This window comes from Vibrio sp. 10N.261.51.A4 (assembly GCF_041471945.1).
GTDB classification, from domain to species: domain Bacteria; phylum Pseudomonadota; class Gammaproteobacteria; order Enterobacterales; family Vibrionaceae; genus Vibrio; species Vibrio crassostreae_C.
Genome location: NZ_JBFRPJ010000066.1, coordinates 19,084 through 43,117, shown reverse-complemented (window position 1 = coordinate 43,117; position 24,034 = coordinate 19,084). Strand labels below are relative to the sequence as shown.

Below are 24,034 nucleotides of genomic sequence, written 5' to 3'. Positions count from 1 at the left end.
TTAAATTGTTAAAGAGCTTTACTTGTCGAGCATTCCTTTTAGTAAGGAGCCTCTCGAAGTGGACGGCCATTCTAGCGGATTGAATTCCAGTGTCAAACACTTTTTCCAGCTAATTTTTCAAAGCATCTTAAATGCTTATCACCGTCTTGTCACTCAGTTCAAACCGCTTGGTTATCCTTGGCAACGGAGGCGCATTATAGAGAGAATAATCCTTTGCACAAGGCTAAAAACGAAAAAAAGCCGCCACCGGCGACCGTTCGAACACTATTCACACAAAGCGTTCAAAATAGGTACGATCAAGCCTTAATTTCGACCAATCGCACCTACCGTTCTTACTTCAACTATTGGTGAGCAATAATGCGGTCGTTGTTTACTAATAGCTGCACTTTCTTATCTGGATTAATTTTTCCTGCCAATATCGCTTTCGCTAACGGGTTCTCGACACTTTGTTGAATCGCTCTTTTCAAAGGTCGCGCGCCATATACTGGATCAAAACCAACTTGAGAAATCAACTTGAGTGCTTTATCCGAGACTTCAAGCTCATAACCATTGTCTTCCATGCGCTTCTTAAGGTGCTCAAGCTGAATAGCGGCTATCGACTGAATGTGCTCTTGACCCAATGGATGGAACACCACGCTTTCATCAACTCGGTTCAAAAACTCAGGACGGAAATGTTTACCTACCACTTCCATCACTTCATTCTTTATTCCTTGGTAGTCGAGCGTATTGAAGTTCTCTTGAATTCTCGAAGAGCCAAGGTTGGATGTCATGATCACTACCGTGTTTCTAAAATCGACTGTACGACCTTGTCCATCGGTTAAGCGTCCATCATCAAGCACCTGCAATAAGATATTGAAAACATCCGGATGCGCTTTCTCTACTTCATCTAACAAAATCACCGAGTAAGGCTTGCGACGTACCGCTTCTGTTAAGTAGCCACCTTCTTCATATCCAACGTAACCCGGAGGAGCACCAACTAAGCGAGCAACAGAGTGTTTCTCCATAAATTCAGACATGTCGATACGCACCATTGCATCGTCACTATCAAACATGAAGTTCGCGAGTGTTTTACACAACTCGGTTTTACCAACGCCGGTTGGGCCAAGGAATAAGAAAGAGCCAATCGGCTTGTTCGGATCAGATAAACCTGCACGGCTACGACGAATCGCATTCGATACCACTTCGACTGCTTCCGCTTGGCCAATAACGCGCTTATGCAGAACACCTTCCATTTTAAGAAGCTTCTCTTTCTCAGCTTCTAGCATTTTAGAAACAGGGATGCCTGTTTGCTTCGATAACACATCTGCAATTTCTGCATCCGTGACCTTATTACGCAGCAGTGTCATTTCTTGCATTTCAGCTTGAGTCGCAAGATCTAACTGCTTCTCTAATTCTGGGATTCGACCGTATTGCAATTCAGACATTCGGTTAAGATCACCAGCACGTCTCGCAAAATCCATATCCATACGAGCCTGTTCTAGCTCTGACTTGATGTGTTGCGTGCCTGAAAGCGCGGCTTTCTCTGCATTCCACACTTCTTCAAGCTCTGCGAAATCGCGTTCTTTGTCAGAAAGCTCTTCTTGTAATGTTCGAAGACGTTTTTCACTGGCTTCATCATTTTCATTGGTAAGAGCTTGCTGCTCGATCTTCAATTGAATGATCTTACGCTCGAGCTTATCTAGCGACTCAGGTTTTGAGTCGATCTGCATACGGATACTCGAAGCCGCTTCATCAATCAGATCAATCGCCTTATCTGGCAGCTGACGATCAGAAACGTATCGATGAGATAATGTTGCCGCCGCAACAATCGCTGGGTCGGTAATTTCTACATGATGGTGAAGTTCATAGCGCTCTTTCAAACCGCGGAGAATTGCGACCGTGTCTTCCACGGTTGGCTCATCGACAAGCACTTTTTGGAATCGACGCTCTAACGCAGGATCTTTCTCTATATACTGGCGATATTCATCGAGTGTGGTTGCCCCTACACAGTGAAGCTCACCACGAGCCAATGCTGGTTTTAGCATATTACCCGCATCCATAGAGCCTTCGCCTTTACCCGCACCTACCATGGTGTGAATTTCATCGATGAAGAGAATGATATTGCCCTCTTCTTTCGATAATTCGTTAAGAACTGATTTCAAACGTTCTTCAAATTCACCACGATATTTAGCGCCTGCAATCAAAGAGCCCATATCTAACGAAAGTACACGTCGGCCTCTCAAGCCTTCAGGTACTTCATTATTGATAATACGCTGTGCTAAACCTTCGACTATCGCTGTTTTACCAACACCTGGTTCACCGATAATGACGGGGTTGTTCTTAGTACGACGCTGAAGTACTTGGATAGTACGGCGGATTTCGTCATCTCGGCCAATTACCGGATCCAGCTTGCCTTGCTCCGCTCTTTCAGTCAGATCGATGGTGAACTTCTCTAACGCTTGGCGTCGGTCTTCGGCATTTGGGTCATCAACTTTTTGACCGCCACGAACCTGCTCGATAGCTTGAGATAATTTTTGCTCAGTAAGACCTAGCTCTTTAAGCAGGTTACCTAAAGGGCCTTTATCTTCAATTGCGGCAAGTAGGAAGACTTCCGAAGAAATGTATGTGTCTTGACGCTTTTGTGCGACCTTGTCACATAGGTTGAACAAAGTACCCATTGCATTCGACAGTTGAACATCACCACCGATACCACTTACTTTCGGTACACGGTCTAATATTTCGCTTAGCTTTGAACGCAATTGAACCACATCAATATTCAGCATGGTGAGCAATGGACGAATTGCACTACCATCTTGATTAAGCAAAGACACCATTAGGTGCACAGGCTCTATATATTGGTGATCACGACCTAATGCGAGCGACTGAGCATCAGATATCGCAATTTGGAATTTACTAGTGAATCGATCGAGACGCATGCCAACCTTCCTACTCTTAGATATGTTTATCTTATGGTTAGAAGATGGATACGGTAACGCGGATTTTCAAGGGATAAGAATGAAGAATAGAGCTGTTATAAAAATATAAATGAGCTGGATGACTGGTTGCACTAGTTAAAGGTTACTCTAACCAAATAAAAGTAGCTTGGCGTCCAGTAATACCATCACGACGATAAGAATAGAACGCATCGGCATCAGCGAAGGTACATAGATTAGAGTCTGTCACAGAAGTTACACCAACTTTGTTCAGTCGTTGCGTTGCAAGCTGAGACATATTCGCTAGCCATTTGCCTGGTTCAGCTTTGGCTTCAAATGCGAGCTTAGCTTGAGAGTCAAAACTAACGAAAGCTTCCAACACATCATCGCCTACTTCAAAAGCTTGTTTGCCTATTGCAGGACCAAGCCAAGCAATGATCTTATTCTCTGAACCTAAGTTTGAAAACTTTGCGACGGCATTTTCAAGAATGCCACCAGCAAGACCACGCCAACCAGCATGAACAGCTGCGACTTGAGTGCCTTTGGTATCAGTAAGAATGACTGGCAAGCAATCGGCTGTCATTGCAGAACAGACAACACCGGTAGCCGTGGTAAATGCCCCATCAGCATCGAGAATATCCGTCGTCGGTTCTAAAACCGTAACAACATCTGTTGAGTGAGTTTGGTTTAACCAGACAGGTGAAGTTGGCATATTCGCTTGTTGCTTAAGCCATGCGCGGTTACTTTCAACAAGTGAAGTATCATCCCCAACATGCGTACCTAGGTTTAATCCTTGATACGCACCAGTAGAAAAACCATCAAAACGTGTCGAAGCAAATGCTTTCACGTTTTTTGGTGCATTCCAGTTAGGGATGATCATCGACATGATTAAATGTCGTCTTCCAAGTTTTCGCGCGCATCAACACGTAACGCTTCAGCCATCACAACCATGTCATTTGGCACAGGAGCGTGGAACTCAACTTCTTCACCTGTAATTGGGTGAACAAATTTAAGCATAACGGCGTGCAGTGCTTGGCGATCAAAAGAACGAATCATTGTTGTTAGTTCTTCAGATGCACCTTTTGGAATACGAGCACGACCACCGTATGCAACGTCACCTAGCAGCGGATGCTGAAGGTATGACATGTGAACACGAATTTGGTGAGTACGACCCGTTTCTAGGCGTAGACGAATACGAGTATGCTCGCGGAAGTGCTCAGCAACACGGTAGTGAGTTACCGCTGGCTTTCCTAATTCATTTACATCCATCAAGGTACGCTTAGTTGCATGACGGCTAATGCCTTTCTCTACCACACCACCAGCGGTCATTTTGCCAATTGCAATTGCTTCATATTCACGAGTAATACGACGCTTAGCAAGCGCACGCACAAGACGAGTTTGAGCTGGAACCGTTTTAGCCACAACCATAAGACCTGTTGTGTCTTTATCAAGACGGTGCACAATACCTGCACGAGGCACTTCTGCAATCTGTGGGTAATGGAAAAGCAATGCGTTTAGTATGGTTCCATCCGGTGTGCCTGCGCCTGGGTGTACAACCAGATCGCGAGGCTTATTGATAACCAATAAGTCATCATCTTCGTAGACAATGTTTAGAGGAATATCTTGTGCTTCCCAGCGCTCTTCATCTGCAAGTTCAGCTTGCAAGATGATCTCTTCACCGCCCAAAACCTTAACGCGCGGCTTTGTAATAACTTCGCCATCCACTTGGATTTTGCCGTCAAGAAGCCACTCTTTAATGCGAGAGCGAGAAAAATCGGTAAATAGTTCAGCGACAGCTTGGTCTAAACGTTGACCTAACTGGCTGCTTTTTACTGTGTCTGTTAATGTGATCTGCTGAGCCATATCGAACTTTTTTAAAAACCGTGAGACTAATACCCATTAGTATGGATAAAATAGAATAATTGCATCATTGTATCTGTTACTGGTTAGAAAGTAACGGAAGCTTACGAAATATTTAATTCAAGGAATCGACGCCTGACATGAAACACCTTACTTTATCGGGTCTATTAGCCGTATCACTCTTGGTTGGTTGTTCAAGTAGTGAAGAGATAGTGCCAGATGTACCACCATCGGTTCTCTACTCTGACGCTCAAGAATCACTGCAGAGCGGTAGCTGGCTTTCAGCAATAGAAAAGCTAGAAGCCCTAGACTCACGTTACCCATTCGGCGCCTATTCTGAGCAAGTACAGCTCGATCTGATTTACGCTTACTACAAAAATGATGACTTGGCACTTGGCCTCGCTACCATTTCACGTTTCCTACGTTTGAACCCAACGCATGAGAAACAAGACTGGGTTCTTTACATGCGCGGCTTAACGCACATGGCGCAAGACCGAAACTTCATGCACGATATTTTTAATATCGACCGTAGTGACCGAGATCCTGAACCAGTGAAACTTGCGTTTGCTGACTTCAAGCGACTACTCGAACGTTTCCCTAGTAGCCCTTATGCTGAAGATGCACAAAAACGCATGTTCGCACTTAAGAACCGCCTAGCAGAGTATGACTTAGCAACCGCTGATTTCTACCTACGCCGCGAAGCTTGGATTGCTGCGATCAACAGAACGCAAGAGCTGCAAAAAACTTACCCAGACACCATTGCTGCGCGTAAGTCTTTAGATATCCAGCTAAAAGCTTATCAACAACTCGGCCTAGATGACGCTGTGTTAAGAACAGAAAAGTTGATTGAGTTAAACCCACTACCTTAATCAAACCTCTTACATCTCAATCCTAAAAGCGCGCTAATTTACTAGCGCGCTTTTTTTCATCTACATATCGCAAACTTGATGGATCGCATAATACACGGTATCTTCAAAAGATAACTTTTAACAAAACATCAACATGGAGTGTGGATGTGAGTAGGTTGTTATTATTTATCTGGATATCGCTATTTAGCCACTTATCCTACGCATTAGAACTGTCTCCATTAAGCAATAAGCCTTACATGGGTGACTTGGATGTGCTCAAAACCAAAGGAACGGTTAGAGTGCTAGTGTCTGCCGATCTTGGTTTCTATTACATCGAGGATGGCAAGCCAAAAGGCATCGTGGCAGAAATGCTCTACCACTTTGAGAAAAGCCTTCGTAAGAAACATCCCTACCTCAATGTTCAAGTCATCCCCGTGCAACGAGATGATCTACTTCCCTCTTTAGAGTCTGGCTATGGTGATGTCGCTGTCGCTAACCTAACGATCACCGATAAACGATTACGAACCATCGATTTTTCGGATCCGATGATTAAAGATGGTAAAGAACTCATTATCACAGGGAAAAAGGCCGAACCTATCACCGAAATCAAGCAATTGAGTGGCAAAGAGGTGTGGATACGAGCAAGCTCGAGTTACTTCGAGAGTGTACAAAGAGTTAATAAGGAGCTTAACGAGCTAGGTTTACCACCACTGCATGTCCACTTTATCGAGGAGTCATTACAAGACTACGAGCTGATAGAACTGGTTAACCAAGGTTATATACAAGGCACAATTCTGGATAACCATAAAGCCAAGCTCTGGATCGATGTAATGGAAAACATTCAAGTCCATAACGACTTACCTTTACGAGAAAATGGTCGTATTGCTTGGGCTTTAAGAAAAGACAGCCCTCAACTGAAGAAAGAGATAAACAAATACGTCAAGACCGCACGAACAGGCACCCTGCTTGGGAATGTCATCTACCAGAAATACATCGACAATACTCGCTGGTTAGGCCGAGCACTCAACCCCAATAAAGTAGACCGAGTAGCTAAACTCTCAGATGTCTTTGAAAAGTATTCGAGCAAGTATGAATTTGATCCTTTAATGATGTCAGCTCAAGGTTTCCAAGAATCAGGACTGGATCAGAGCCGGATTTCTCATCGCGGGGCTATTGGTGTGATGCAGGTATTACCGAGTACCGCCAAAGATAAAAACGTCAACATCAAGAACATCCATAAGGTGGATAACAACATCCATGCGGGTGTGAAGTATATGCGCTTTATCAAAGACCGATATTTTGACGACCCGGCAATATCACCCGACAATCAAATCTACTTTACCTTGGCTTCTTACAACGCTGGTCCTGCTAAGATCAGAAAGATGAGGAGCATTGCCAAGCAGAAAGGTTACAACCCAAACATCTGGTTTAAAAACGTAGAAATCATCACTCGCAAATACGTGAGTAAAGAACCCGTAACCTATGTTGCCAACATCAATCGTTACTTCGTAATCTATAAACAATTACAAGCTATCAATGCTATCCGAGAGGACGGCACAGCGAGATTACTGAACACTAACGACTAGGATCGCCTCCATCCCAGAGCTGGGGAGCCAAAGGTATTAGGTAAAGCTAAAAAACACAAAAGCCGCATAAGAATACTTATGCGGCTTTTGTTTATCTAATTCTGAAGAAGCTTATGTAGCGACCTATATTACAAGACCTATATCACAAAACACTATTGAGTAAATTTCAATCAAGCACTTTCCATAGGCTGTAGGACGCCCCTAAAAACTGATTTAATTTTTAGCGAAGCCTTGCCTCCAAGTTATCGTTTTTCATAAGGATAACAAGCATTTTTCGCCAAAAAGATACTAAGACTTGCGTAAGATCACATTTGATTTTAATGCTTATCCTACCCAACCAAAACAAGATCTAGATCACATTCTTTATTCCTAAAAGTCGTAATCTGAAGTTAACCCATGAGGGATACAACAGAGGAAAACTTCTATGAAAATGAACATCACTGGTAAAAACATCGACATTACCTCTGCAATCCGTGATCACATAGAAAGCAAATTTAAAAAGCTAGATAAATGGCAAGTAGACATCATTGGCTGCCAAGCGAGCTTTAGCGAAGAACCAAACAAGAAGAAGAAATTTGAAGCGGTACTAACCGTACCAAAAGGCCAACTTGTTGCTTCATCAATCCATGACGACCTCTACGTAGCGATCAACGAAGTAGAACAAAAACTAGAGCGTCAACTCAACAAGCTACGCCATAAACCAGAAGCGCGCCGCGCTGAAAAGCCTGAAATCGAAGAGCTAGAAGCTGAAGTAGAATAAGGAAAGAGAACAGATTAAAAAATAGCGCCTCAGGGCGCTATTTTTTTGCTTGACGCTCGTAGCTCGCTTGCTTATTGTGTTTAAACATTCATAAAACAATCACTTTTTATGCACACTCAATCTTTGTTTATTTTTGACTTCTTTTTTCTTCCGTAAATCGGAGGCTAAGTCGTTTTAGAAAAACAAGTCAAAAACGAACAAGAAGCCTCCCACACTAGGGAGGCTTTTTTATAAGGACACATTTATGACTGACCGCTCAATTTCACTGGATGATATCCGCCTTCGTCTTAATGATTTAGACGACGAACTCCTGAAGTTACTTTCAGAGCGTCGCAAGCTAAGTATCGAAGTCGCTAAAAGCAAAGTAGAGACATCAAAACCAGTTCGTGATGCAGTACGAGAACAACAACTATTAGTTAAGCTGATCAACAACGGCAAAGATAAATACGAACTTGATGCGCAGTACATTACCAAGCTGTTTCACACCATCATCGAAGATTCCGTTTTACTACAACAGTCATACTTACAAAACCTAGCGAACCCGCAAAGCCGTAAACCATTGGCTCGCGTTGCATTCTTAGGTTCTAAGGGATCGTATTCTCACCTTGCGAGCCGCGAATACTTCAGCCGCAAGAATATGGAATTGATTGAGCTGAACTGTAATCACTTCAAAGAAGTCGCATCAACAGTAGAGTCTGGCCATGCCGACTACGGTGTCCTGCCGATTGAGAACACCAGTTCAGGGTCAATTAACGAGGTCTACGACCTGTTACAGCATACGACTCTATACATTGTTGGCGAACTTTCTCAACCGATTGAGCACTGCCTTGTTGCTAAAAGTGATATCCGTTTAGAAGACATCAAAACACTCTACTCGCACCCACAACCTCATCAACAATGCAGTGAGTTCTTGAGCCGCCTTAAGGGTGTCAACCTTGAGTCTTGCGCAAGCACCGCTGATGCAATGAAAAAAGTTAAAGAATTGGGTGGTAATGACGTAGCTGCTATTGGTAATGCATCGAGCGGTAAGCTTTATGGACTACAGCCAATCCAGAGCAATATTGCAAACCAAACAGAGAACCACACTCGTTTCATCGTTGTGGCGCGTAAGCCTGTTGAAGTATCGACTCAAATACCAGCGAAAACAACGCTCATCATGTCGACATCTCAAGAGGCGGGTTCTTTGGTAGAAACACTACTGATCCTGCAACGCTTAGGCATCAACATGACTAAGCTAGAATCTCGTCCTATCATGGGTAACCCTTGGGAAGAGATGTTCTATGTCGATTTAGAGGCGCATCTGGATTCAGATAATATGCAACAAGCGATAACGGAACTAACAGCCATTACTCGCCACCTTAAGGTGTTGGGTTGCTACCCAAGTGAGAACATCAAAGCGACTCAAGTTAAGTTGTCATAGCTGAAAGTGAGTATCAGCTTTTAGCTAACATAAGTATTTGGCCTACAGCAGGCCAAATACTTAAATCACCCTCTAGTCGAGTACTATTCTCGCTAAGAAAACTCACCCTAGCATGCCTGAAACACAATTCACTTGTTTCGCACATTCGGCACGCTTACTCTCTCCACTACTTGAGCCTTTCTAACAAAAACTCATTAGTGGCTTTTTTTATCAATAAAGACAAAACCTTACCCCCTTCACAGGAAATCATCGAACTACGTATAATTAATAGCGAGTAAGCATTAAGTAACATAAACTTATGCGCTTAATTTATAAATAGTGTTGTCATTAACTATGAAGCTAAGTACTAAAATCTTACTACTAATAGCCCCTGTGATACTGATCAGTACCGCGGCTTCTAGCTATATTATTTATTCGACGCAAAAAAGCAGTTTCATCAAACGCGAAGACAACGCACTTCAACTGAACATGGAAAAACTAGCCGGATACTTTCGCCAATCTCGTTCGTTCCTCAATAGCTACTCTTACACCTTGACCCAGAGTGATATGGTGAAGCGTTATTTTCTCACTGATCAAAATCTATCTCGCGATCTTGAACTGGTCAGTAACCTTCGAGAAGCCATTCATTTCCTGCAAGATGACGATGAAAGCTATACAGGTTTAGCGCTTCTTAATGGTGATCGAAAACTGCGTTATTACGCGGATAATAGCAATGACTCACGCACTCAGATTGACAGTAAGATATTGGAGTATGTTGACCTGCACTATCAAGACACCTTAGCAACATCGAGTACCAACTATATTCAAAACTCCCAAGGCGAAGGGATGTTGGTTCACTATGACAAGGTAGATAGAAAAGCGATTTTCCCAACCGTTAACAATCAACCCGACGATGTGTTCTTTGTTGTTGTCTCTGTCTCTCTCGACAAATTTAATGCGCTGAGAAAACAGATAGAGTTCGACTACCAAACCAGTTTATTCTTCACATCCATAGCGGTTTCTTTGGAAAATGATGTCACCCACTCAGTCAAGCTTGCTCCAGAACTGTACGCCACGGTCGATCCGGCGCAATTCCTATTAGAAAACAAGCTCGATTCAATTTGGAACAAGCTGAGTTTGTCGTTTGCCCTGTCTGCGTTTGTGACTGTCGCTCTTCTACTCATGCTTCTGTCTCGCACTGTGATTACTCCAATAACGCGGCTCGATCGACAGCTACAGCAAGTCGAAAAAAAACAACGTAAGAACATCGAACGCTTGGGCACTCGTGATGAGCTTGGCCGCCTATCACAGCGTTTTTATGACATGTACCAAGAGTTAGATAACACCTACCAACAGACCAAGCTCTTGGCCGAAAATGATCAGTTAACCCAAATAGCCAATAGGCATCAGTTTCAAACCTTCGTTCAGCAATCGTTGCCAAAACCGAGTTCGAATACCGAAACCTGGGTTCTCTATTTTGACTTGGACAACTTCAAGTTTGTGAACGACAAATACGGACATCAAATCGGCGACTCGATTCTGGTCTCTTTTGCTCAGCGTATTTCAGATATTTGTCGTCACTATAAAGAGGAGTTCGACGCTCATTGTATGCCAGCCCGACTTTCTGGAGACGAGTTCGTTGTCTACATTAACGCTCCTAGTCACCGAGGAAATGTCGCGCATCGATTCTCGAACGATTTGCTCACTCCACTGCAAAAAGGCTTTGTCACCGAATCAGGCAGCTTTCCGATCACGGTCAGTATTGGTATTGCGACCTACCCTAATGATGGCAACTCAATCGAGAAGCTTCTGTCCAACGCGGATACCGCGATGTACCAAGCCAAGCGTGCCGGTAAAAACCAATTTGCTGACTATTCACGGGATTTAGACAAAGCCATTCAGCGCCAAGCAGATATTGAACGTGCGCTTAGAGGTAAGAATTTTGATGATGAATTCAGGCTCGTTTACATGCCCTACATGGATTCCACCGGGACTGATGTTATTGGCGTTGAGGTGTTATTGCGTTGGAATTCAAAGCAACTTGGTTTGGTTCCACCAGATGAGTTCATTCCAATAGCCGAACAAACCGGGCTGTTTGAACATGTTGACCGCTGGGTAATACAGAATGCGTTTGCTTCATTCCATCGACTTCAGGCTCAATTTGATCACTCAATTCAATTGTCGATCAACCTATCTTCTGCTGGCATTGAAACCACTCATCTTGCGGGTTTCATTAAAGAACACGCGGAGTTAAATCGAATTCCACCAAGCCTAATCGATTTTGAAATCACTGAAACCTTTTACTCAAATTCAGAAGGTTTTCCATTGCTGAACGAACTGGCATGCATGGGCTATCGACTTGCGATTGATGATTTTGGTTCCGGTTACACCTCTATCACTCAACTGGTGCAGTATCCAACTCAGAAAATTAAATTGGATAAAGCGTTTTTGGATACCTTGATTGAGACCAATAACCAGAACATCGTAAAACCGGTTATCGGGTTGTGTCATGCTCAAGGGAAAAAGGTCACCGCCGAAGGGATTGAAACTCAAGGCATGCACCAGTGGTTACAGGATGCACAGTGCGATATGCTGCAAGGCTATTACTTTGGTAAACCCATGCCACTAGAAGAATTGAGTGACTGGTACCGACAACATCAACTCAATCTAATCGACAACAAAAAGAATCCGACACATGAAATCTGTAATCATCGCATCGCTGAACCCAGCTAAAATCAACGCCGTTAAAAGTGCGTTCTTATCTGCTTTTCCTGATACTGAATTTGATTTCCAAGGCATCAGCGTCCCTAGTGGTGTAGCCGATCAACCGATGAGCAATGATGAAACCTATCAAGGTGCCGTGAATCGAGTTCACAACGCAACTCAAGCTCAGCCTGATGCAGACTTCTATGTTGGTCTAGAAGCGGGAATAGAAACAAACGTCACCTTTGCCTGGATGGTGATCGAAACGAATGGCCAACGTGGCGAGTCTCGTTCAGCAAGTCTGATGCTGCCACCAGCCGTGCTTGAGAAACTAGAGCATGCAAACGAGTTAGGGGATGTGATGGATGAAGTGTTTGGTACCGACAATATCAAACAGAAAGGTGGTGCCATTGGCCTACTGACACATAACCAATTGTCACGCAGTTCGGTCTATCATCAAGCTTTAATTTTGGCTCTGATCCCATTTGTGAATCCTGAACACTTTCCTATTTAGTATTTGAGGCTTCCTTAAACTTCAAAAGATTCCAAGAACAATCTTCAGAATCGAGTAGGAGGAGGCCTCACGGCCTCCGTCCTCTCACACCACCGTACAAGCGTGGGTCGCATACGGCGGTTCCGAATATATTTTCAGTGACTCATACCCATCTCGCAATGAGTACAGGCCCAACTCCTCGAACCATTTTATTGGCATGGCGTGATTTAACTGCGGCGTTAAGGCCAAGTGCCACCACCCTTTATCTGACATCGCTACCTTCCACGCATTGCGCTCCGTTACACCTTGTTGTTGTAACCATGTCGCTATGCCGTATCTGCGTTTGCGTTGTTTTAAGCGGTAACATCGTAGCCGTCGCCGTATCCATTCGTCTAAGCGCTGCAAGCTGCTTTTCCGTATGGCGAGTTTGAAGTAGTGTTGCCAACCTCTTAGGTATTGAGTTAATTCCGCTATGACTGCTTGCAACTCTCGCCCTCGGTTTCGCTTCGTTATCGACTCTTTAACTCGATAAGCGGCTTCTTCACTATGAACGTAGATTTGGCAGTCGTCTGCATATCGACAGAACTTATGCCCTCTGCGCTCTAACTCTTTATCCAGTTCATCTAGTACGATATTGGATAGCAACGGGGATAATGGTCCACCCTGTGGTGTCCCTCTTTGTCTCTGTTCAACCATCCCGTTTCGCATTATGCCTGCCTGTAGATATGACCTGATGAGCTTCAACACTCGTTTATCACTGATGTCCTGTGACAGTCTGTACATCAGTCTATCGTGATTCACTGTGTCGAAGTATTTCGCTAGGTCGATATCTACAACATAACCTCGACCTTCTCGGATGTAATGACTGGCTGCCGTTAATGCATGGTGCGCACTGCGGTTTGGTCTAAATCCGTAACTGCTATTGGAGAACTTGGGGTCATAGATATCTGACAGTACTGAGGTCATTGCCTGTTGGACAACTCTATCAAGCACGGTTGGGATACCTAGTTGCCTTACGCCACCACTAGGTTTAGGGATTTCTACACCAAGTACCGGTTGAGGTTGGTAGCTTCCTTCCAGAAGACTCTGGCGAAGCGCTTGCCCATTTGAAGCCTGTCGAAGTGTTGAGATAGTCGCATCTATGTCGAGTTTGTCGACACCTGCACATCCTTTGTTCTTCTTCACTCTTCGTAGAGCTTGATTCAAGTTGGTTGAAGAGCAGATTTGCTCCATCAACGACGTTGAGATCACCAAGACTCGTCCTCCTGTTTACGCCAATCATGCTTGTCATTCTTCATCACCATGAGCTTTACTTGCTGTATCGCCCATTGGGACGTAGAGATGGTTTTCATCTTGCTATGACCCCACATGATTGAGTGTCTAGTGACTGCTTCTTGATATATTCAGTTCGGGCCTTCCCTTAAGTTGTACTTCCTTAAGGTATTATGCCTTCTGCTGACTTCTTATTGCTCGTCATACCGCATCGCTGCTGTATTAGTCTCTATCGAGACAAGTAATAAGATCTCCCGAGGTAAGACGTTGCTCTTTCCCTTGGCCGTGCCTGATTTATCACTACACACTTCCCGTCGAGGCATCGGGCTATTCTATCTATTGCTAGGTTGCCCAAGTTGTAATGACCTACTATCAGATTTCTGTTCGTCACAACCAAGTTTTGCCATTTGCTTCCTTCAGATTTCACCTCACGGTGAACACCCTTGCATAGGCTAACGGTTCTCGCTCGACTGAGCCCGTAGAGGACTTTCACCTCCTAGATCAACGCCATGCTCGGCGCACAACAAAAAACGCTAACATCCAGTTAGCGTTTTTTATCGAATTCGTATTCATACTATCGCGTGATAGCTTAATTCCATTATTACTTTAGCAATAGGTCGGCGATCACGACTTTCTCTTGCTCAGATTTGGCCTTTAGCTCATTTGAGCCTCTGGTTATCGTCGCTACGCCTACGCCCAGCATTTGACTCACCTGTCGTTGAGACATATCGCCTTTCATCAGCTCACAGAAGATATTAATTCGAGCAACCAGAGCATCTCGCTCGTCTGGTGTCATCATCATAGTCAACAACAGCTCGTGCTGATCTTTTTCGACAGCCGTCTTTACCAAGTCCATCAGTTGTTGCCAATTATCATATTCAGGTTGTGATGCCATATCTCTACACTTACTTTTAAATTCTGACTTTAAAGAGTCGCTTAACGATTGAAAGCGTTTAACACTTTATACCGAAACACTTGATGCGATCCAATGTAAAAAGGCAGTAAGTGGAAATGGTTCGCACTCACTGCCTTTATTCTTACTCAGTTTCGGGCCAAATGCCGAAGGCTTAGTATTTCGTTTTTGCCTCATGGGGCGCTAAAAACGTCCCTTTCTCACCCAAGATATCTCGATAGTAGGTCTCAAACATCAAGATATTCTGAACGTAGCCACGTGTCTCTTTGAATGGGATCATTTCGATAAATGCAAAGGCATCGAGCTTTTCATCGCTGCGTGAACGCCACTGTTTCACACGGCTAGGTCCAGCATTATAAGCCGCAAACGCAAAGATACGGTTGTCATCATATTGAGCGAGTAAACCATCTAAGTAGTGACTGCCAATCTCAATGTTTTTGCCGACATCATAAAGATCATCGCTGCCCTGATACTTAATCTTATGTTTGTTCGCTGTGTATTGCGCCGTCTTGGGCATAATTTGCATAATGCCACGCGCGCCAACTGGAGAGCGAGCTTCTGAATCCATCGCACTCTCTTGTCTTGCTAAAGACATCAAAGTGATTGGATCGAGATCGTGCTTTTCAGCGTAGAAGGTAAACCACCACTTATGAGCAACAGGGAAGCGCAGCGCAATGTTATCCCACATCTTCGCAGAGATACTCGCTGTTACGGTAAAGTGATTCCAACGCTGTGTCGCAGCGTAAGCGGCAAGCATCTCTTTTTGCTCTTTATCTGCATTGGTCAGTAACCAGCGCCATTCACTTTTCGCTGCCGCAATTTTGTCTCGGTCAATCAGTTCACCAATACGCACCAAAGAGGTGTCGAATGGCTTCACTGTTTCAGCATTGTATTTAAGTGTCGATGTTGGATATTGAACTGGCTTACCTAACTGCTTAGCCGCAGCCACACTGTAGAAATTACGCTGACCCAAGATATCTGACAGTCGCTTATTGCCTTTGTCAGTATCGCCCGTCGCGATTTCAGCTCTGCCCTGCCAATATTGCCAACGAAGCGAAGCCTGATGTTTATCATCCAAGCGCGCTATCCACTCTTTCAAACCCGTCCAATCGGCATGTTGAATTGCTAAGCGAGCACGTCGTTCCAGCAGAACTTGCTTTGATGAACTCGCGAGCATTTTGTCGCGCCACACCATTAACTCTTCAGAGTCGGTGTTGATCAGACGAAACGTTAGGTAATCAGCGAGCTCTTGAGATTTCTCTTTCGAAAACTTCTGAGCCTTGATGACATCATCAAACACCTTTTGAGCACTGCTTGATGATTTCCTTGCTAGCTTCTCGAAAGCAAACTCGGTTTGAGCTTGGTAGAATTCATTCGCTGGATGTTTTTTAGCAAACGCGAGTACATTTTCAGGCTTGTTGTACAACGCCTTCATCTGCTTCGCTTGAGCAATTGACTCATCATGATCCAATTGCTTAATCAGATAGCTCATTAACTTACCGTTACGGCCCTCGAACGCTAGCAGCATTCTATCCAGAATCAGCTCATCAGTTCTTAGCCCAGCTTGATCCCAGCTTTTAAATAAAGGGTCACAAGCGTCATCAACACCACTACCACTCAACCAAAGTTGTTTAGCTCCTTTAAAGGCAAGCTCTTGGTTACCTTGCTCGTAATGCGCTCGATAATAAATACATTGGTATTTTTCACCGACAGGCTCTTTGGTTTGAAACTCAAGGATCGTCTTCCACTGTTTTTGAGAAGCCAATGAGTCCAAATAAGGTGCGCGCATTCGATTGGAGAAAGGCAATGCCTTGTTCTCTTCAATGAAAGCATCGACCTCAGCAGGTGTGCGATCACCTAAGCCAATCAGAAAGGCCCGATAATCGGTGTAAGGTGTTAAAGGGTATGTTTGAATTTTGTTACGCAGCGCGGAGTAAGCTTTTAGATCACGGCTGTCTAAAACCTCTTGCGCTTTGTCATAAACGTCACGCTGCATTTCAAGCTCGGATGCATTGCTAGCCATAGCGACCGGAGCCAGTGAAACCGAAGACAAAATTGCCGATGCAGCCACAGCAATTTTCGTATTACCAATGCGGAAAAACATTCGCTCTTTCCTTAGTGCGTGTATGAATACGTGAAGTCTATTTACGCCCGACATCACATCAAATGTAAAGGATTTGAGTGTAAATATTATTAATATTTAACACTTCGCCTCAGAAGCCCATTAAATATAGTTTTAATGACCAATGTGACAATAATAGGTAAGGATTAGTTCAAGAGTGGCTTTTCTGCCCTAGGAGTAACATCTTTGAGGATATTGGTATAAAATAGCAGACAATTTTGAACAATAATTAGGATCGATCGGCAATGGCTGAATACGTATATACCATGTCTCGGGTGAGCAAAACTGTTCCACCTAAGCGTCAAATTCTTAAAGACATTTCTCTTAGCTTTTTTCCTGGCGCTAAAATCGGTGTTTTGGGTCTAAATGGTTCAGGTAAATCTACCCTACTACGTATCATGGCTGGTATTGATACTGATATTGATGGTGAAGCACGTGCACAACAAGGCCTTAAAGTAGGTTATCTACCACAAGAGCCTGTGCTAGACGAATCAAAAACTGTTCGTGAAATCGTAGAAGAAGCGGTTTCTGACGTTGCTGACGCACTTAAGCGTATTGATGCGGTTTACGCAGCTTACGCAGAACCAGATGCAGACTTCGATGCACTGGCAAAAGAGCAAGGCGAACTAGAAGCTCTGATTCAAGCAAAAGACGGTCACAACTTAGAGACTGCTCTAGAGCGTGCTGCTGATGCACTTCGTCTTCCTGAGTGGGATGCGAAAATTGAATTCCTATCAGGTGGTGAGCGTCGTCGTGTTGCTATCTGTCGTCTACTTCTTGAAAAGCCAGACATGCTGCTTCTTGATGAACCAACCAACCACTTGGATGCAGAATCAGTAGCATGGCTTGAGCACTTCCTTGTTGATTACAGTGGTACTGTTGTGGCGATTACCCACGACCGTTACTTCCTAGACAACGCAGCTGGCTGGATTCTAGAACTTGACCGTGGTGAAGGTATCCCATGGGAAGGTAACTACACGTCTTGGCTAGAGCAAAAAGACGAGCGTCTTAAGCAAGAAAAAGCGGGCGAAAGCGCACGTCAAAAGACAATCGAGAAAGAACTTGAATGGGTTCGTCAAAACCCTAAAGGCCGTCAAGCTAAGTCTAAAGCTCGTATGGCTCGTTTTGAAGAACTGACAACTGGCCAATACCAGAAGCGTAACGAAACTAACGAACTGTTTATCCCGCCAGGTGAGCGTCTAGGTGACAAAGTTCTTGAAGTGAACAACCTAACTAAATCGTTTGGTGATCGCGTTCTTATCGACGACTTATCGTTCAGCATGCCTAAGGGTGCAATCGTCGGTATCGTTGGTGCCAACGGTGCAGGTAAATCAACACTATTCAAGATGCTAAGCGGTGCAGAACAGCCAGATTCAGGTACAGTTGAACTAGGCGAAACCGTTAAGCTTGCTTCTGTTGATCAGTTCCGTGACAGCATGGACGACACTAAGACAGTATTCCAAGAGATCTCTGAAGGCGCTGATATCATTAAGATCAACAACTTCGAAATCCCTGCGCGTGCTTACTGTTCTCGTTTCAACTTTAAAGGCAACGACCAACAGAAGATCATCGGTGAGCTTTCTGGTGGTGAACGTAACCGTGTTCACTTAGCGAAACTGCTAAAAGCGGGCGGTAACGTACTGCTACTCGATGAGCCTACCAACGACCTTGACGTTGAAACGCTACGTGCTCTTGAAGAAGCACTGCTTGAATTCCCGGGCTGTGCAATGGTTATCTCGCATGACCGTTGGTTCCTTGACCGTATTGCGACCCATATCTTAGACTACCGTGATGAAGGTCAAGTTAACTTCTACGAAGGTAACTATACTGAGTACACTGAGTGGCTTAAGCAGACTCTAGGCGCACAAGCGGCAGAGCCGCACCGTATCAAGTACAAGCGTATAGCTAAGTAAATAAGCTTGTATTTTGAACAAAGGCCGCGATAATAGCGGCCTTTGATATATCTGGCTTACGTGTAATGCATCGATATAGAGAGATTACTTATGGTTGAAAGACGTCAATTTTCACGAGTTATTTATCAAGTCCCGACTGAGATCTCACAAGGACAAGTAAAGGTATCAGGCTCAGTGCAAGACTTATCACTCCATGGTTTACTCATTCAATGCAATGAATCAAAACAACTTAGCCATGATGTCCCTGTTCAAGTGAGCTTTAAACTCGAAAACAGTGATATCAATATTCAGTTAGAAGCAACGATAGTCTCTACCATCAATACCTCAATGCGTTTACGCATAGAGCATTTAGATATTGATAGTATCAGCCACCTTAAGCGACTTGTGGAGCTTAATGTTGGCGACGATGAACTGCTTTATAGAGAGATTGAACACCTTACCGACTTAGGTAGTAAGTGACATCTCCATTACCCTTTTTCTATTAGAAGCATTTAGTTAATACAGAACCATGTCTAAAAAACTATCCATTACTATTCCCTCCAGTCAGGGGGAACAGACGTTTTACTTCGGCCGTAAAGCCGTGCTCATTTGCACTACTGCCATTTTTTCAGTACCGCTATTGATTGGCGGAGCGGCGTACATGCACTTCGAGAGTAAACAAGAACTCGCACTGCAAGCGGGTGATGCCCAACAGTTGATTGAAACACTGATTGTTGAAAAAGAACAAACAGAATTTCTTTATGCTGAGCAAGTAGAAACCAACCATTCGCTATCGCAAACACTGACCGAGAAAGAAGGCACGATTCAGCTACTTGGTAAGCGTGTATTCGATGTGGAATCAGTACTGGGTCTTGCTGATGAAGATCTGCTTACCGATGATATTTCTTTAGAAGATCGCATTGATGCGGCTGCAGTCGATTCAGCAGTAAGAGCCACAATGTTCCGCTTGATTCCAAACGACAGTCCGATGGCTTATCAACGTATATCTTCTTCTTATGGTAGCCGCACTAACCCTATTTCAGGGAAACGCCATGTACATACTGGTATCGATCTAACGTGTAAGCGTGGTGAAGATATTGTCGCGCCCGCAGATGGAGTCATTGAAACGGTACGCCCAAGTAAAAAAGGCTTCGGCAACTTTATTACTATGCGTCACTCGTTTGGTTTCATGAGTTCTTATGCGCACCTACAGAAGTTCAAGGTACGTAGCGGTCAGTTTGTGAGTAAAGGCGATGTGATTGCGAGCTGTGGTAACTCAGGTAACTCAACCGGCCCACACTTACATTATGAAGTACGCTTCCTTGGTCGTTCATTGAACCCTCAATACTTGATGGATTGGACACCGGAAAACTTCAACTACGTGTTCGAGAAAGAGAAAAAGGTGAAATGGGGCCCACTAGTTCAGCTGATTGATAATGTGGTTCGCTTGCAGATCAACCTGACTAACGTGCCTTACATTAGCTCGACCATCGACACCGTATCGAGTGAAGATAGCAAAAAACCTATCACGACTAACTAGTTGTTAATGGCTAACTAGTTGTTAATAGCTAAGACCTGTTGATTTGGCCTATGATGATCTAATTGCTTTTAGTCTACTGTAGGCAAAATGCTTTCATAGCGTTCAGCACAAACAAAAAGAGCGACCAGATGGTCGCTCTTTTTTATGATTTCAAATCAGTATTAACCACGATGAATCGAGTCATGTGCTTGTTTTAGAAGACTTTGGCTCTCTTGCAAAAATTGTTGTGAGTAGTCACCAAACCAATCACTCACTTGGTTGAAGCTATCAACAAACTTAGCCTTATCTTTGCCATCTAGGATTTCTAACGCTTCTCCGAAACAACTATGGAAGCGTCGAATCATCTCAATATTCTCATCTGAAGAAAGAATGATATCACCGTACAAGTTCGGGTCTTGAGCAAACAGACGACCAACCATCGCAATCTCAAGTCGGTAGATTGGTGAGCTTAGCTTCAGAAGCTGATCAATGTTCGGGTTCTCTTTACTCAGGTGTAAGCCGTAAGCAAAAGAGGTGAAGTGACGAAGTGCTTGAATCAAGGTCATGCCGTGATCGTGTTCAGCTGCATCCATCTGGCAAAGGCTCGCGCCCCAAATACCAAATTGATTCAGTAGCCATTGGTAACTTTCAGAACCACGACCATCACTGTAAACAATCACCTGCTTAGCAAGGCTAGGAACATCAGGGCCAAACATTGGGTGCAATCCAACTACTGGGCCTTGATGCATGTTCATCATTGCTTGTAGAGGTTTAGATTTAATTGACGTCAAATCACATAGAATACAATCGCTTGGTAGATTACCTAGCTTCCCAATCACACCTTCCGTTAGGTGAATTGGAACCGTAACAACCACAAGCCCAGCATTATCTAAGATTTCGTCGGCCTTATCCCAATCTTGGCTGCCAAGGATTTTTACTTCGTAGCCAGACAGTTTGAACATACGACCAAACAAGCCACCAAGTTGACCATTACCACCAACGATAACCACTGAACGTAACTCTGGGTTAAGACACTTAAAGCCAGAATCTTTCTCGCTGGCATAAGACTCACGCATAGTACGACGCAAAATATCTTCGATTAACTGTGGTGGAACCCCTATTTTCTCAGCTTCTTGACGACGAGATGCCAGCATCGCAGCTTCACGCTCTGGTACATAAATAGGTAAACCATGTTCACTTTTTACTTCGCCTACTTTCTCTACTAGAGCAAGGCGTTGAGCCAGTAAATCCAACATTTGTTTATCGACAGCATCGATTTGGTCGCGTAATTCGTTCAGTTCAACGGCCATTTTATTCCTTACTAATCTATAAGCCCGTGCCAATCTATAAGCCCACAATCATGCAGGTTCGCTAGCAACAGATCTTAAAATGCCTCATTAGATGAGGCACTTAAATTTAAACTCTGACTAACCTTTCAAGCGGTTCTCTAAGAACGGGACTAATTCCGTATGTGCATGTTTTAATAGTGCCTCAGTTGAATCCCAATTGATACACGCGTCGGTAATAGAAACGCCGTATTTCATCTCATTGAGAGGTATATCCGAAGATTGGTTTCCTTCGTTAATATGGCTTTCAATCATCAGGCCGATAATCGACTTGTTGCCTTCACGAATTTGGTGAATCACATCTTCTGCAACTAAAGGTTGGCGACGGAAATCTTTACGAGAGTTCGCGTGGCTACAGTCGACCATTAGCGCTGCCTCTAAACCAGATTTACCCAGCTCTTGCTCACATTCGTGTACCGATACTGAATCGTAGTTCGTCTGCTTACCGCCACGTAAAATCACGTGACCATTTGGGTTACCTTGCGTTGTTAGTAGTGCAACCTGACCTTCGCGGCTGATACCCATGAAACGGTGGCTAGAAGAAGCCGCCTGCATTGCGTTGATTGCAGTGCCTAGGTTGCCATCGGTGCCGTTTTTAAAACCGATTGGCATTGAAAGACCACTTGCCATCTCACGGTGAGTTTGAGATTCAGTCGTACGAGCGCCAATAGCCGCCCAGCTGAAGGTATCTGCTAGGTATTGCGGGCTAATTGGGTCTAATGCTTCAGTCGCTAGTGGGATTTCCATCTCAGCGAGTTCAACAAGTAGTTCACGACCAACATGCAGACCATGCTCAATATCGAAAGTGCCGTCTAGATGTGGGTCATTGATCAAACCTTTCCAACCGACAGTGGTACGAGGTTTCTCAAAGTAAACACGCATAACAATATACAGTTGATCGCTAAGTTGCTCAGATAAGGCTTTTAGGCGTTTCGCGTACTCTTTCGCAGCTTCAATGTCATGGATAGAACATGGGCCACATACAACAAGCATGCGATGATCTTTCTTATGAATGATGTTTGCGATAGTTTGACGAGACTCTTGAATGAAACGACGAGCATTATCACTCAAAGGCAGTTTTGCTTTTAACTCCTCAGGAGTAATCAGTACCTGTTCGTCGATGATATTGACATTGCTTAATTCACTTTTCTGCATAACTCAACCTGTATATTTATTTTTACACCCAACATTTCCATTTGGGCTAACAATCTTTAAAAACACAATAACAGCTAAAAAAACGATTGCAAGTGTAAACAATAAAAAACATTAACTGTAAATTTTATATTACACATTGAATTTAGCTCACTCTAAGAGATAAATAGGTTTAAACCATGGATCACACATACAAAAAAGGCGATATTTATCATATCGCCTTATCTAAAATTATTATGTGTTTATTTATCACTCACTGCCTAGCATTCGCTTAATCGTCTCTGAGGTCTCTTTCCACCTAGCATCCGAGTGAAGTGTCGACAAATCAAAGCTGTGTTTTTTAAGCAATGAGTTGGCTAAAGGCACCTCTTGAATCGCTAAGTTATCCAGAGCTTCAATTTGTGCATCTCGTTTATTACACATCAACACCATGTCACAACCTGCATTCAAGGCCGCTTTCGCTCTGTCGGCTGGTCCACCCATTATGGCAGCGCCTTCCATCGTTAAATCATCAGAGAACACCAAGCCTTTAAACCCAAGCTGCTGCTTCAATACTTTCTGCAGCCAATACTGTGAACCGCTCGCAGGTTGATCATCATAGTGAGAGAAAACCACGTGAGCTGGCATCATGGCATCCAATATTCCAGCTTCAATTTGCGCCTTGAAGATTGCCATGTCTGTTTCAAAGATGTCGTCTCTAGGGTCATATGGCGTCTCTAAGTGTGAGTCAGCAATCACGCCACCGTGTCCAGGGAAGTGCTTGCCTGTCGTCGCCATGCCAACCGACTTCATGCCTTTGATGAAAGCGCTGCTATGACGAACAATAGTATCAATATCTTCGCCAAACGCTCGGCTACCAATCGCTTTACAGTCATGGCCTTTGTCTAATACTGGCGCAAAGCTCAGATCGATATCGTGGGCAATCAATTCTGCCGCCATCAGCCAGCCAGCCTGTTCTGCTAAATGTTCACCGTTATTCTTAGTCGCAAATTCCTGAGCAGCAGGAATAATTGAAAAGCCGTCACGAAAACGCTGAACTCGACCACCTTCTTGGTCAACACCAATCAAAATAGGACGTTTCGCTACCTTACGAATTTCTTTGTTTAACGCCGATAACTGTTTGCTATCGTGGTAGTTTCGAGCAAATAAGATGAGACCACCAACAGTTGGGTGATCTAAAATTTCTCTGTCTTCAGCTGTCAGCTCGTAGCCTGCAACATCAACCCACAACGGTCCCATATTTATCCCTTATTAAAC

General features: G+C 44.0%; 18 protein-coding genes and 1 other annotated feature. Of the genes, 9 read left to right on the top strand and 9 right to left on the bottom strand.

What is annotated here, in order from left to right; all coding sequences use genetic code 11:
- Positions 1 to 341: 341 nt before the first annotated feature.
- The 3 genes from clpB to rluD all read right to left on the bottom strand — a co-directional run bounded on the left by clpB (position 342) and on the right by rluD (position 4,775).
- Positions 342 to 2,915, bottom strand: coding sequence for an ATP-dependent chaperone ClpB (clpB, locus tag AB4384_RS14695; RefSeq protein ID WP_372129723.1), 2,574 nt, complete (start codon positions 2,913 to 2,915; stop codon positions 342 to 344).
- 142 nt (positions 2,916 to 3,057) lie between these two features.
- Positions 3,058 to 3,798 carry a peptidoglycan editing factor PgeF gene (gene pgeF, locus AB4384_RS14690; RefSeq protein ID WP_372129722.1) on the bottom strand — a complete coding sequence of 247 codons (741 nt, stop codon included), beginning with the start codon at positions 3,796 to 3,798 and terminating at the stop codon, positions 3,058 to 3,060.
- Positions 3,799 to 3,800: 2 nt separating this feature from the next.
- On the bottom strand, positions 3,801 to 4,775 hold the full coding sequence (gene rluD / locus AB4384_RS14685; RefSeq protein WP_017059364.1) for a 23S rRNA pseudouridine(1911/1915/1917) synthase RluD: 975 nt from the start codon (positions 4,773 to 4,775) through the stop codon (positions 3,801 to 3,803).
- A 137-nt stretch (positions 4,776 to 4,912) separates the two neighbouring features.
- On the opposite strand from rluD, the gene AB4384_RS14680 reads away from it, so the two are divergent.
- The 6 genes from AB4384_RS14680 (at position 4,913) to yjjX (ending at position 12,582) form a co-directional block, all read left to right on the top strand.
- Positions 4,913 to 5,641 carry an outer membrane protein assembly factor BamD gene (locus AB4384_RS14680; RefSeq protein WP_017059363.1) on the top strand — a complete coding sequence of 243 codons (729 nt, stop codon included), beginning with the start codon at positions 4,913 to 4,915 and terminating at the stop codon, positions 5,639 to 5,641.
- 140 nt (positions 5,642 to 5,781) lie between these two features.
- Positions 5,782 to 7,206 (top strand): lytic transglycosylase F, encoded by a 1,425-nt coding sequence (locus tag AB4384_RS14675; RefSeq protein ID WP_346762950.1) that lies wholly within the window; start codon positions 5,782 to 5,784, stop codon positions 7,204 to 7,206.
- Between the two features lie 424 nt (positions 7,207 to 7,630).
- Complete coding sequence (gene hpf, locus AB4384_RS14670; protein ID WP_004735034.1) at positions 7,631 to 7,966, top strand: ribosome hibernation-promoting factor, HPF/YfiA family; 336 nt, start codon at positions 7,631 to 7,633, stop codon at positions 7,964 to 7,966.
- A 110-nt stretch (positions 7,967 to 8,076) separates the two neighbouring features.
- Positions 8,077 to 8,198 (top strand) — a sequence feature (Phe leader region).
- 12 nt (positions 8,199 to 8,210) lie between these two features.
- Positions 8,211 to 9,386 carry a prephenate dehydratase gene (gene pheA, locus AB4384_RS14665; RefSeq protein WP_017059361.1) on the top strand — a complete coding sequence of 392 codons (1,176 nt, stop codon included), beginning with the start codon at positions 8,211 to 8,213 and terminating at the stop codon, positions 9,384 to 9,386.
- A gap of 333 nt (positions 9,387 to 9,719) precedes the next feature.
- Complete coding sequence (locus AB4384_RS14660; protein WP_017062854.1) at positions 9,720 to 12,098, top strand: bifunctional diguanylate cyclase/phosphodiesterase; 2,379 nt, start codon at positions 9,720 to 9,722, stop codon at positions 12,096 to 12,098.
- Entirely contained in the window at positions 12,061 to 12,582 is a 522-nt protein-coding gene (yjjX, locus tag AB4384_RS14655; protein ID WP_017062855.1) for an inosine/xanthosine triphosphatase, read from the top strand. Before AB4384_RS14660 ends, yjjX begins: the two co-directional genes overlap by 38 nt.
- 84 nt (positions 12,583 to 12,666) lie before the next feature.
- Here the strand turns inward: yjjX and ltrA are convergent, their stop codons facing one another.
- From ltrA to sltY, 3 genes are all read right to left on the bottom strand, one after another.
- The gene (gene ltrA / locus AB4384_RS14650; protein ID WP_372129724.1) at positions 12,667 to 13,794 is read right to left on the bottom strand and encodes a group II intron reverse transcriptase/maturase; all 1,128 of its coding nucleotides are present in this window, start codon (positions 13,792 to 13,794) and stop codon (positions 12,667 to 12,669) included.
- A gap of 640 nt (positions 13,795 to 14,434) precedes the next feature.
- Positions 14,435 to 14,728 (bottom strand): trp operon repressor, encoded by a 294-nt coding sequence (trpR, locus tag AB4384_RS14645; RefSeq protein WP_017059358.1) that lies wholly within the window; start codon positions 14,726 to 14,728, stop codon positions 14,435 to 14,437.
- Between the two features lie 172 nt (positions 14,729 to 14,900).
- Positions 14,901 to 16,850: a murein transglycosylase gene (gene sltY / locus AB4384_RS14640; RefSeq protein ID WP_372129721.1), complete on the bottom strand. Its 1,950-nt coding sequence runs from the start codon at positions 16,848 to 16,850 to the stop codon at positions 14,901 to 14,903.
- Positions 16,851 to 17,113: 263 nt separating this feature from the next.
- On the opposite strand from sltY, the gene ettA reads away from it, so the two are divergent.
- The 3 genes from ettA (at position 17,114) to AB4384_RS14625 (ending at position 20,300) form a co-directional block, all read left to right on the top strand.
- Positions 17,114 to 18,781 carry an energy-dependent translational throttle protein EttA gene (ettA, locus tag AB4384_RS14635; protein WP_017056147.1) on the top strand — a complete coding sequence of 556 codons (1,668 nt, stop codon included), beginning with the start codon at positions 17,114 to 17,116 and terminating at the stop codon, positions 18,779 to 18,781.
- A 90-nt stretch (positions 18,782 to 18,871) separates the two neighbouring features.
- Positions 18,872 to 19,240, top strand: a complete 369-nt coding sequence (locus AB4384_RS14630) for a PilZ domain-containing protein (RefSeq protein WP_229647445.1) — start codon at positions 18,872 to 18,874, stop codon at positions 19,238 to 19,240.
- A 49-nt stretch (positions 19,241 to 19,289) separates the two neighbouring features.
- Positions 19,290 to 20,300, top strand: coding sequence for a M23 family metallopeptidase (locus AB4384_RS14625; protein ID WP_029235086.1), 1,011 nt, complete (start codon positions 19,290 to 19,292; stop codon positions 20,298 to 20,300).
- 161 nt (positions 20,301 to 20,461) lie between these two features.
- On the opposite strand, the gene tyrA is transcribed toward AB4384_RS14625, so the two are convergent.
- From tyrA to nagZ, 3 genes are all read right to left on the bottom strand, one after another.
- A complete protein-coding gene (tyrA, locus tag AB4384_RS14620; RefSeq protein WP_372129720.1) occupies positions 20,462 to 21,589 on the bottom strand; it encodes a bifunctional chorismate mutase/prephenate dehydrogenase in 1,128 nt (375 codons plus the stop codon).
- Positions 21,590 to 21,706: 117 nt separating this feature from the next.
- Complete coding sequence (locus tag AB4384_RS14615) at positions 21,707 to 22,780, bottom strand: 3-deoxy-7-phosphoheptulonate synthase (protein WP_017059354.1); 1,074 nt, start codon at positions 22,778 to 22,780, stop codon at positions 21,707 to 21,709.
- A gap of 246 nt (positions 22,781 to 23,026) precedes the next feature.
- A complete protein-coding gene (gene nagZ / locus AB4384_RS14610; RefSeq protein ID WP_017062860.1) occupies positions 23,027 to 24,016 on the bottom strand; it encodes a beta-N-acetylhexosaminidase in 990 nt (329 codons plus the stop codon).
- Positions 24,017 to 24,034: the final 18 nt, after the last annotated feature.

Bases quoted from the DNA above. Each gene is read 5' to 3' on its own strand.
- hpf (WP_004735034.1), top strand. From the start codon at position 7,631: ATGAAAATGAACATCACTGGTAAAAACATCGACATTACCTCTGCAATC.
- yjjX (WP_017062855.1), top strand. From the start codon at position 12,061: ATGAAATCTGTAATCATCGCATCGCTGAACCCAGCTAAAATCAACGCC.
- pheA (WP_017059361.1), top strand. From the start codon at position 8,211: ATGACTGACCGCTCAATTTCACTGGATGATATCCGCCTTCGTCTTAAT.
- tyrA (WP_372129720.1), bottom strand. From the start codon at position 21,589: ATGGCCGTTGAACTGAACGAATTACGCGACCAAATCGATGCTGTCGAT.
- clpB (WP_372129723.1), bottom strand. From the start codon at position 2,915: ATGCGTCTCGATCGATTCACTAGTAAATTCCAAATTGCGATATCTGAT.
- nagZ (WP_017062860.1), bottom strand. From the start codon at position 24,016: ATGGGACCGTTGTGGGTTGATGTTGCAGGCTACGAGCTGACAGCTGAA.
- sltY (WP_372129721.1), bottom strand. From the start codon at position 16,850: ATGTTTTTCCGCATTGGTAATACGAAAATTGCTGTGGCTGCATCGGCA.
- pgeF (WP_372129722.1), bottom strand. From the start codon at position 3,798: ATGTCGATGATCATCCCTAACTGGAATGCACCAAAAAACGTGAAAGCA.
- AB4384_RS14615 (WP_017059354.1), bottom strand. From the start codon at position 22,780: ATGCAGAAAAGTGAATTAAGCAATGTCAATATCATCGACGAACAGGTA.
- trpR (WP_017059358.1), bottom strand. From the start codon at position 14,728: ATGGCATCACAACCTGAATATGATAATTGGCAACAACTGATGGACTTG.
- AB4384_RS14680 (WP_017059363.1), top strand. From the start codon at position 4,913: ATGAAACACCTTACTTTATCGGGTCTATTAGCCGTATCACTCTTGGTT.
- rluD (WP_017059364.1), bottom strand. From the start codon at position 4,775: ATGGCTCAGCAGATCACATTAACAGACACAGTAAAAAGCAGCCAGTTA.
- AB4384_RS14630 (WP_229647445.1), top strand. From the start codon at position 18,872: ATGGTTGAAAGACGTCAATTTTCACGAGTTATTTATCAAGTCCCGACT.
- ltrA (WP_372129724.1), bottom strand. From the start codon at position 13,794: ATGGAGCAAATCTGCTCTTCAACCAACTTGAATCAAGCTCTACGAAGA.
- ettA (WP_017056147.1), top strand. From the start codon at position 17,114: ATGGCTGAATACGTATATACCATGTCTCGGGTGAGCAAAACTGTTCCA.
- AB4384_RS14660 (WP_017062854.1), top strand. From the start codon at position 9,720: ATGAAGCTAAGTACTAAAATCTTACTACTAATAGCCCCTGTGATACTG.
- AB4384_RS14625 (WP_029235086.1), top strand. From the start codon at position 19,290: ATGTCTAAAAAACTATCCATTACTATTCCCTCCAGTCAGGGGGAACAG.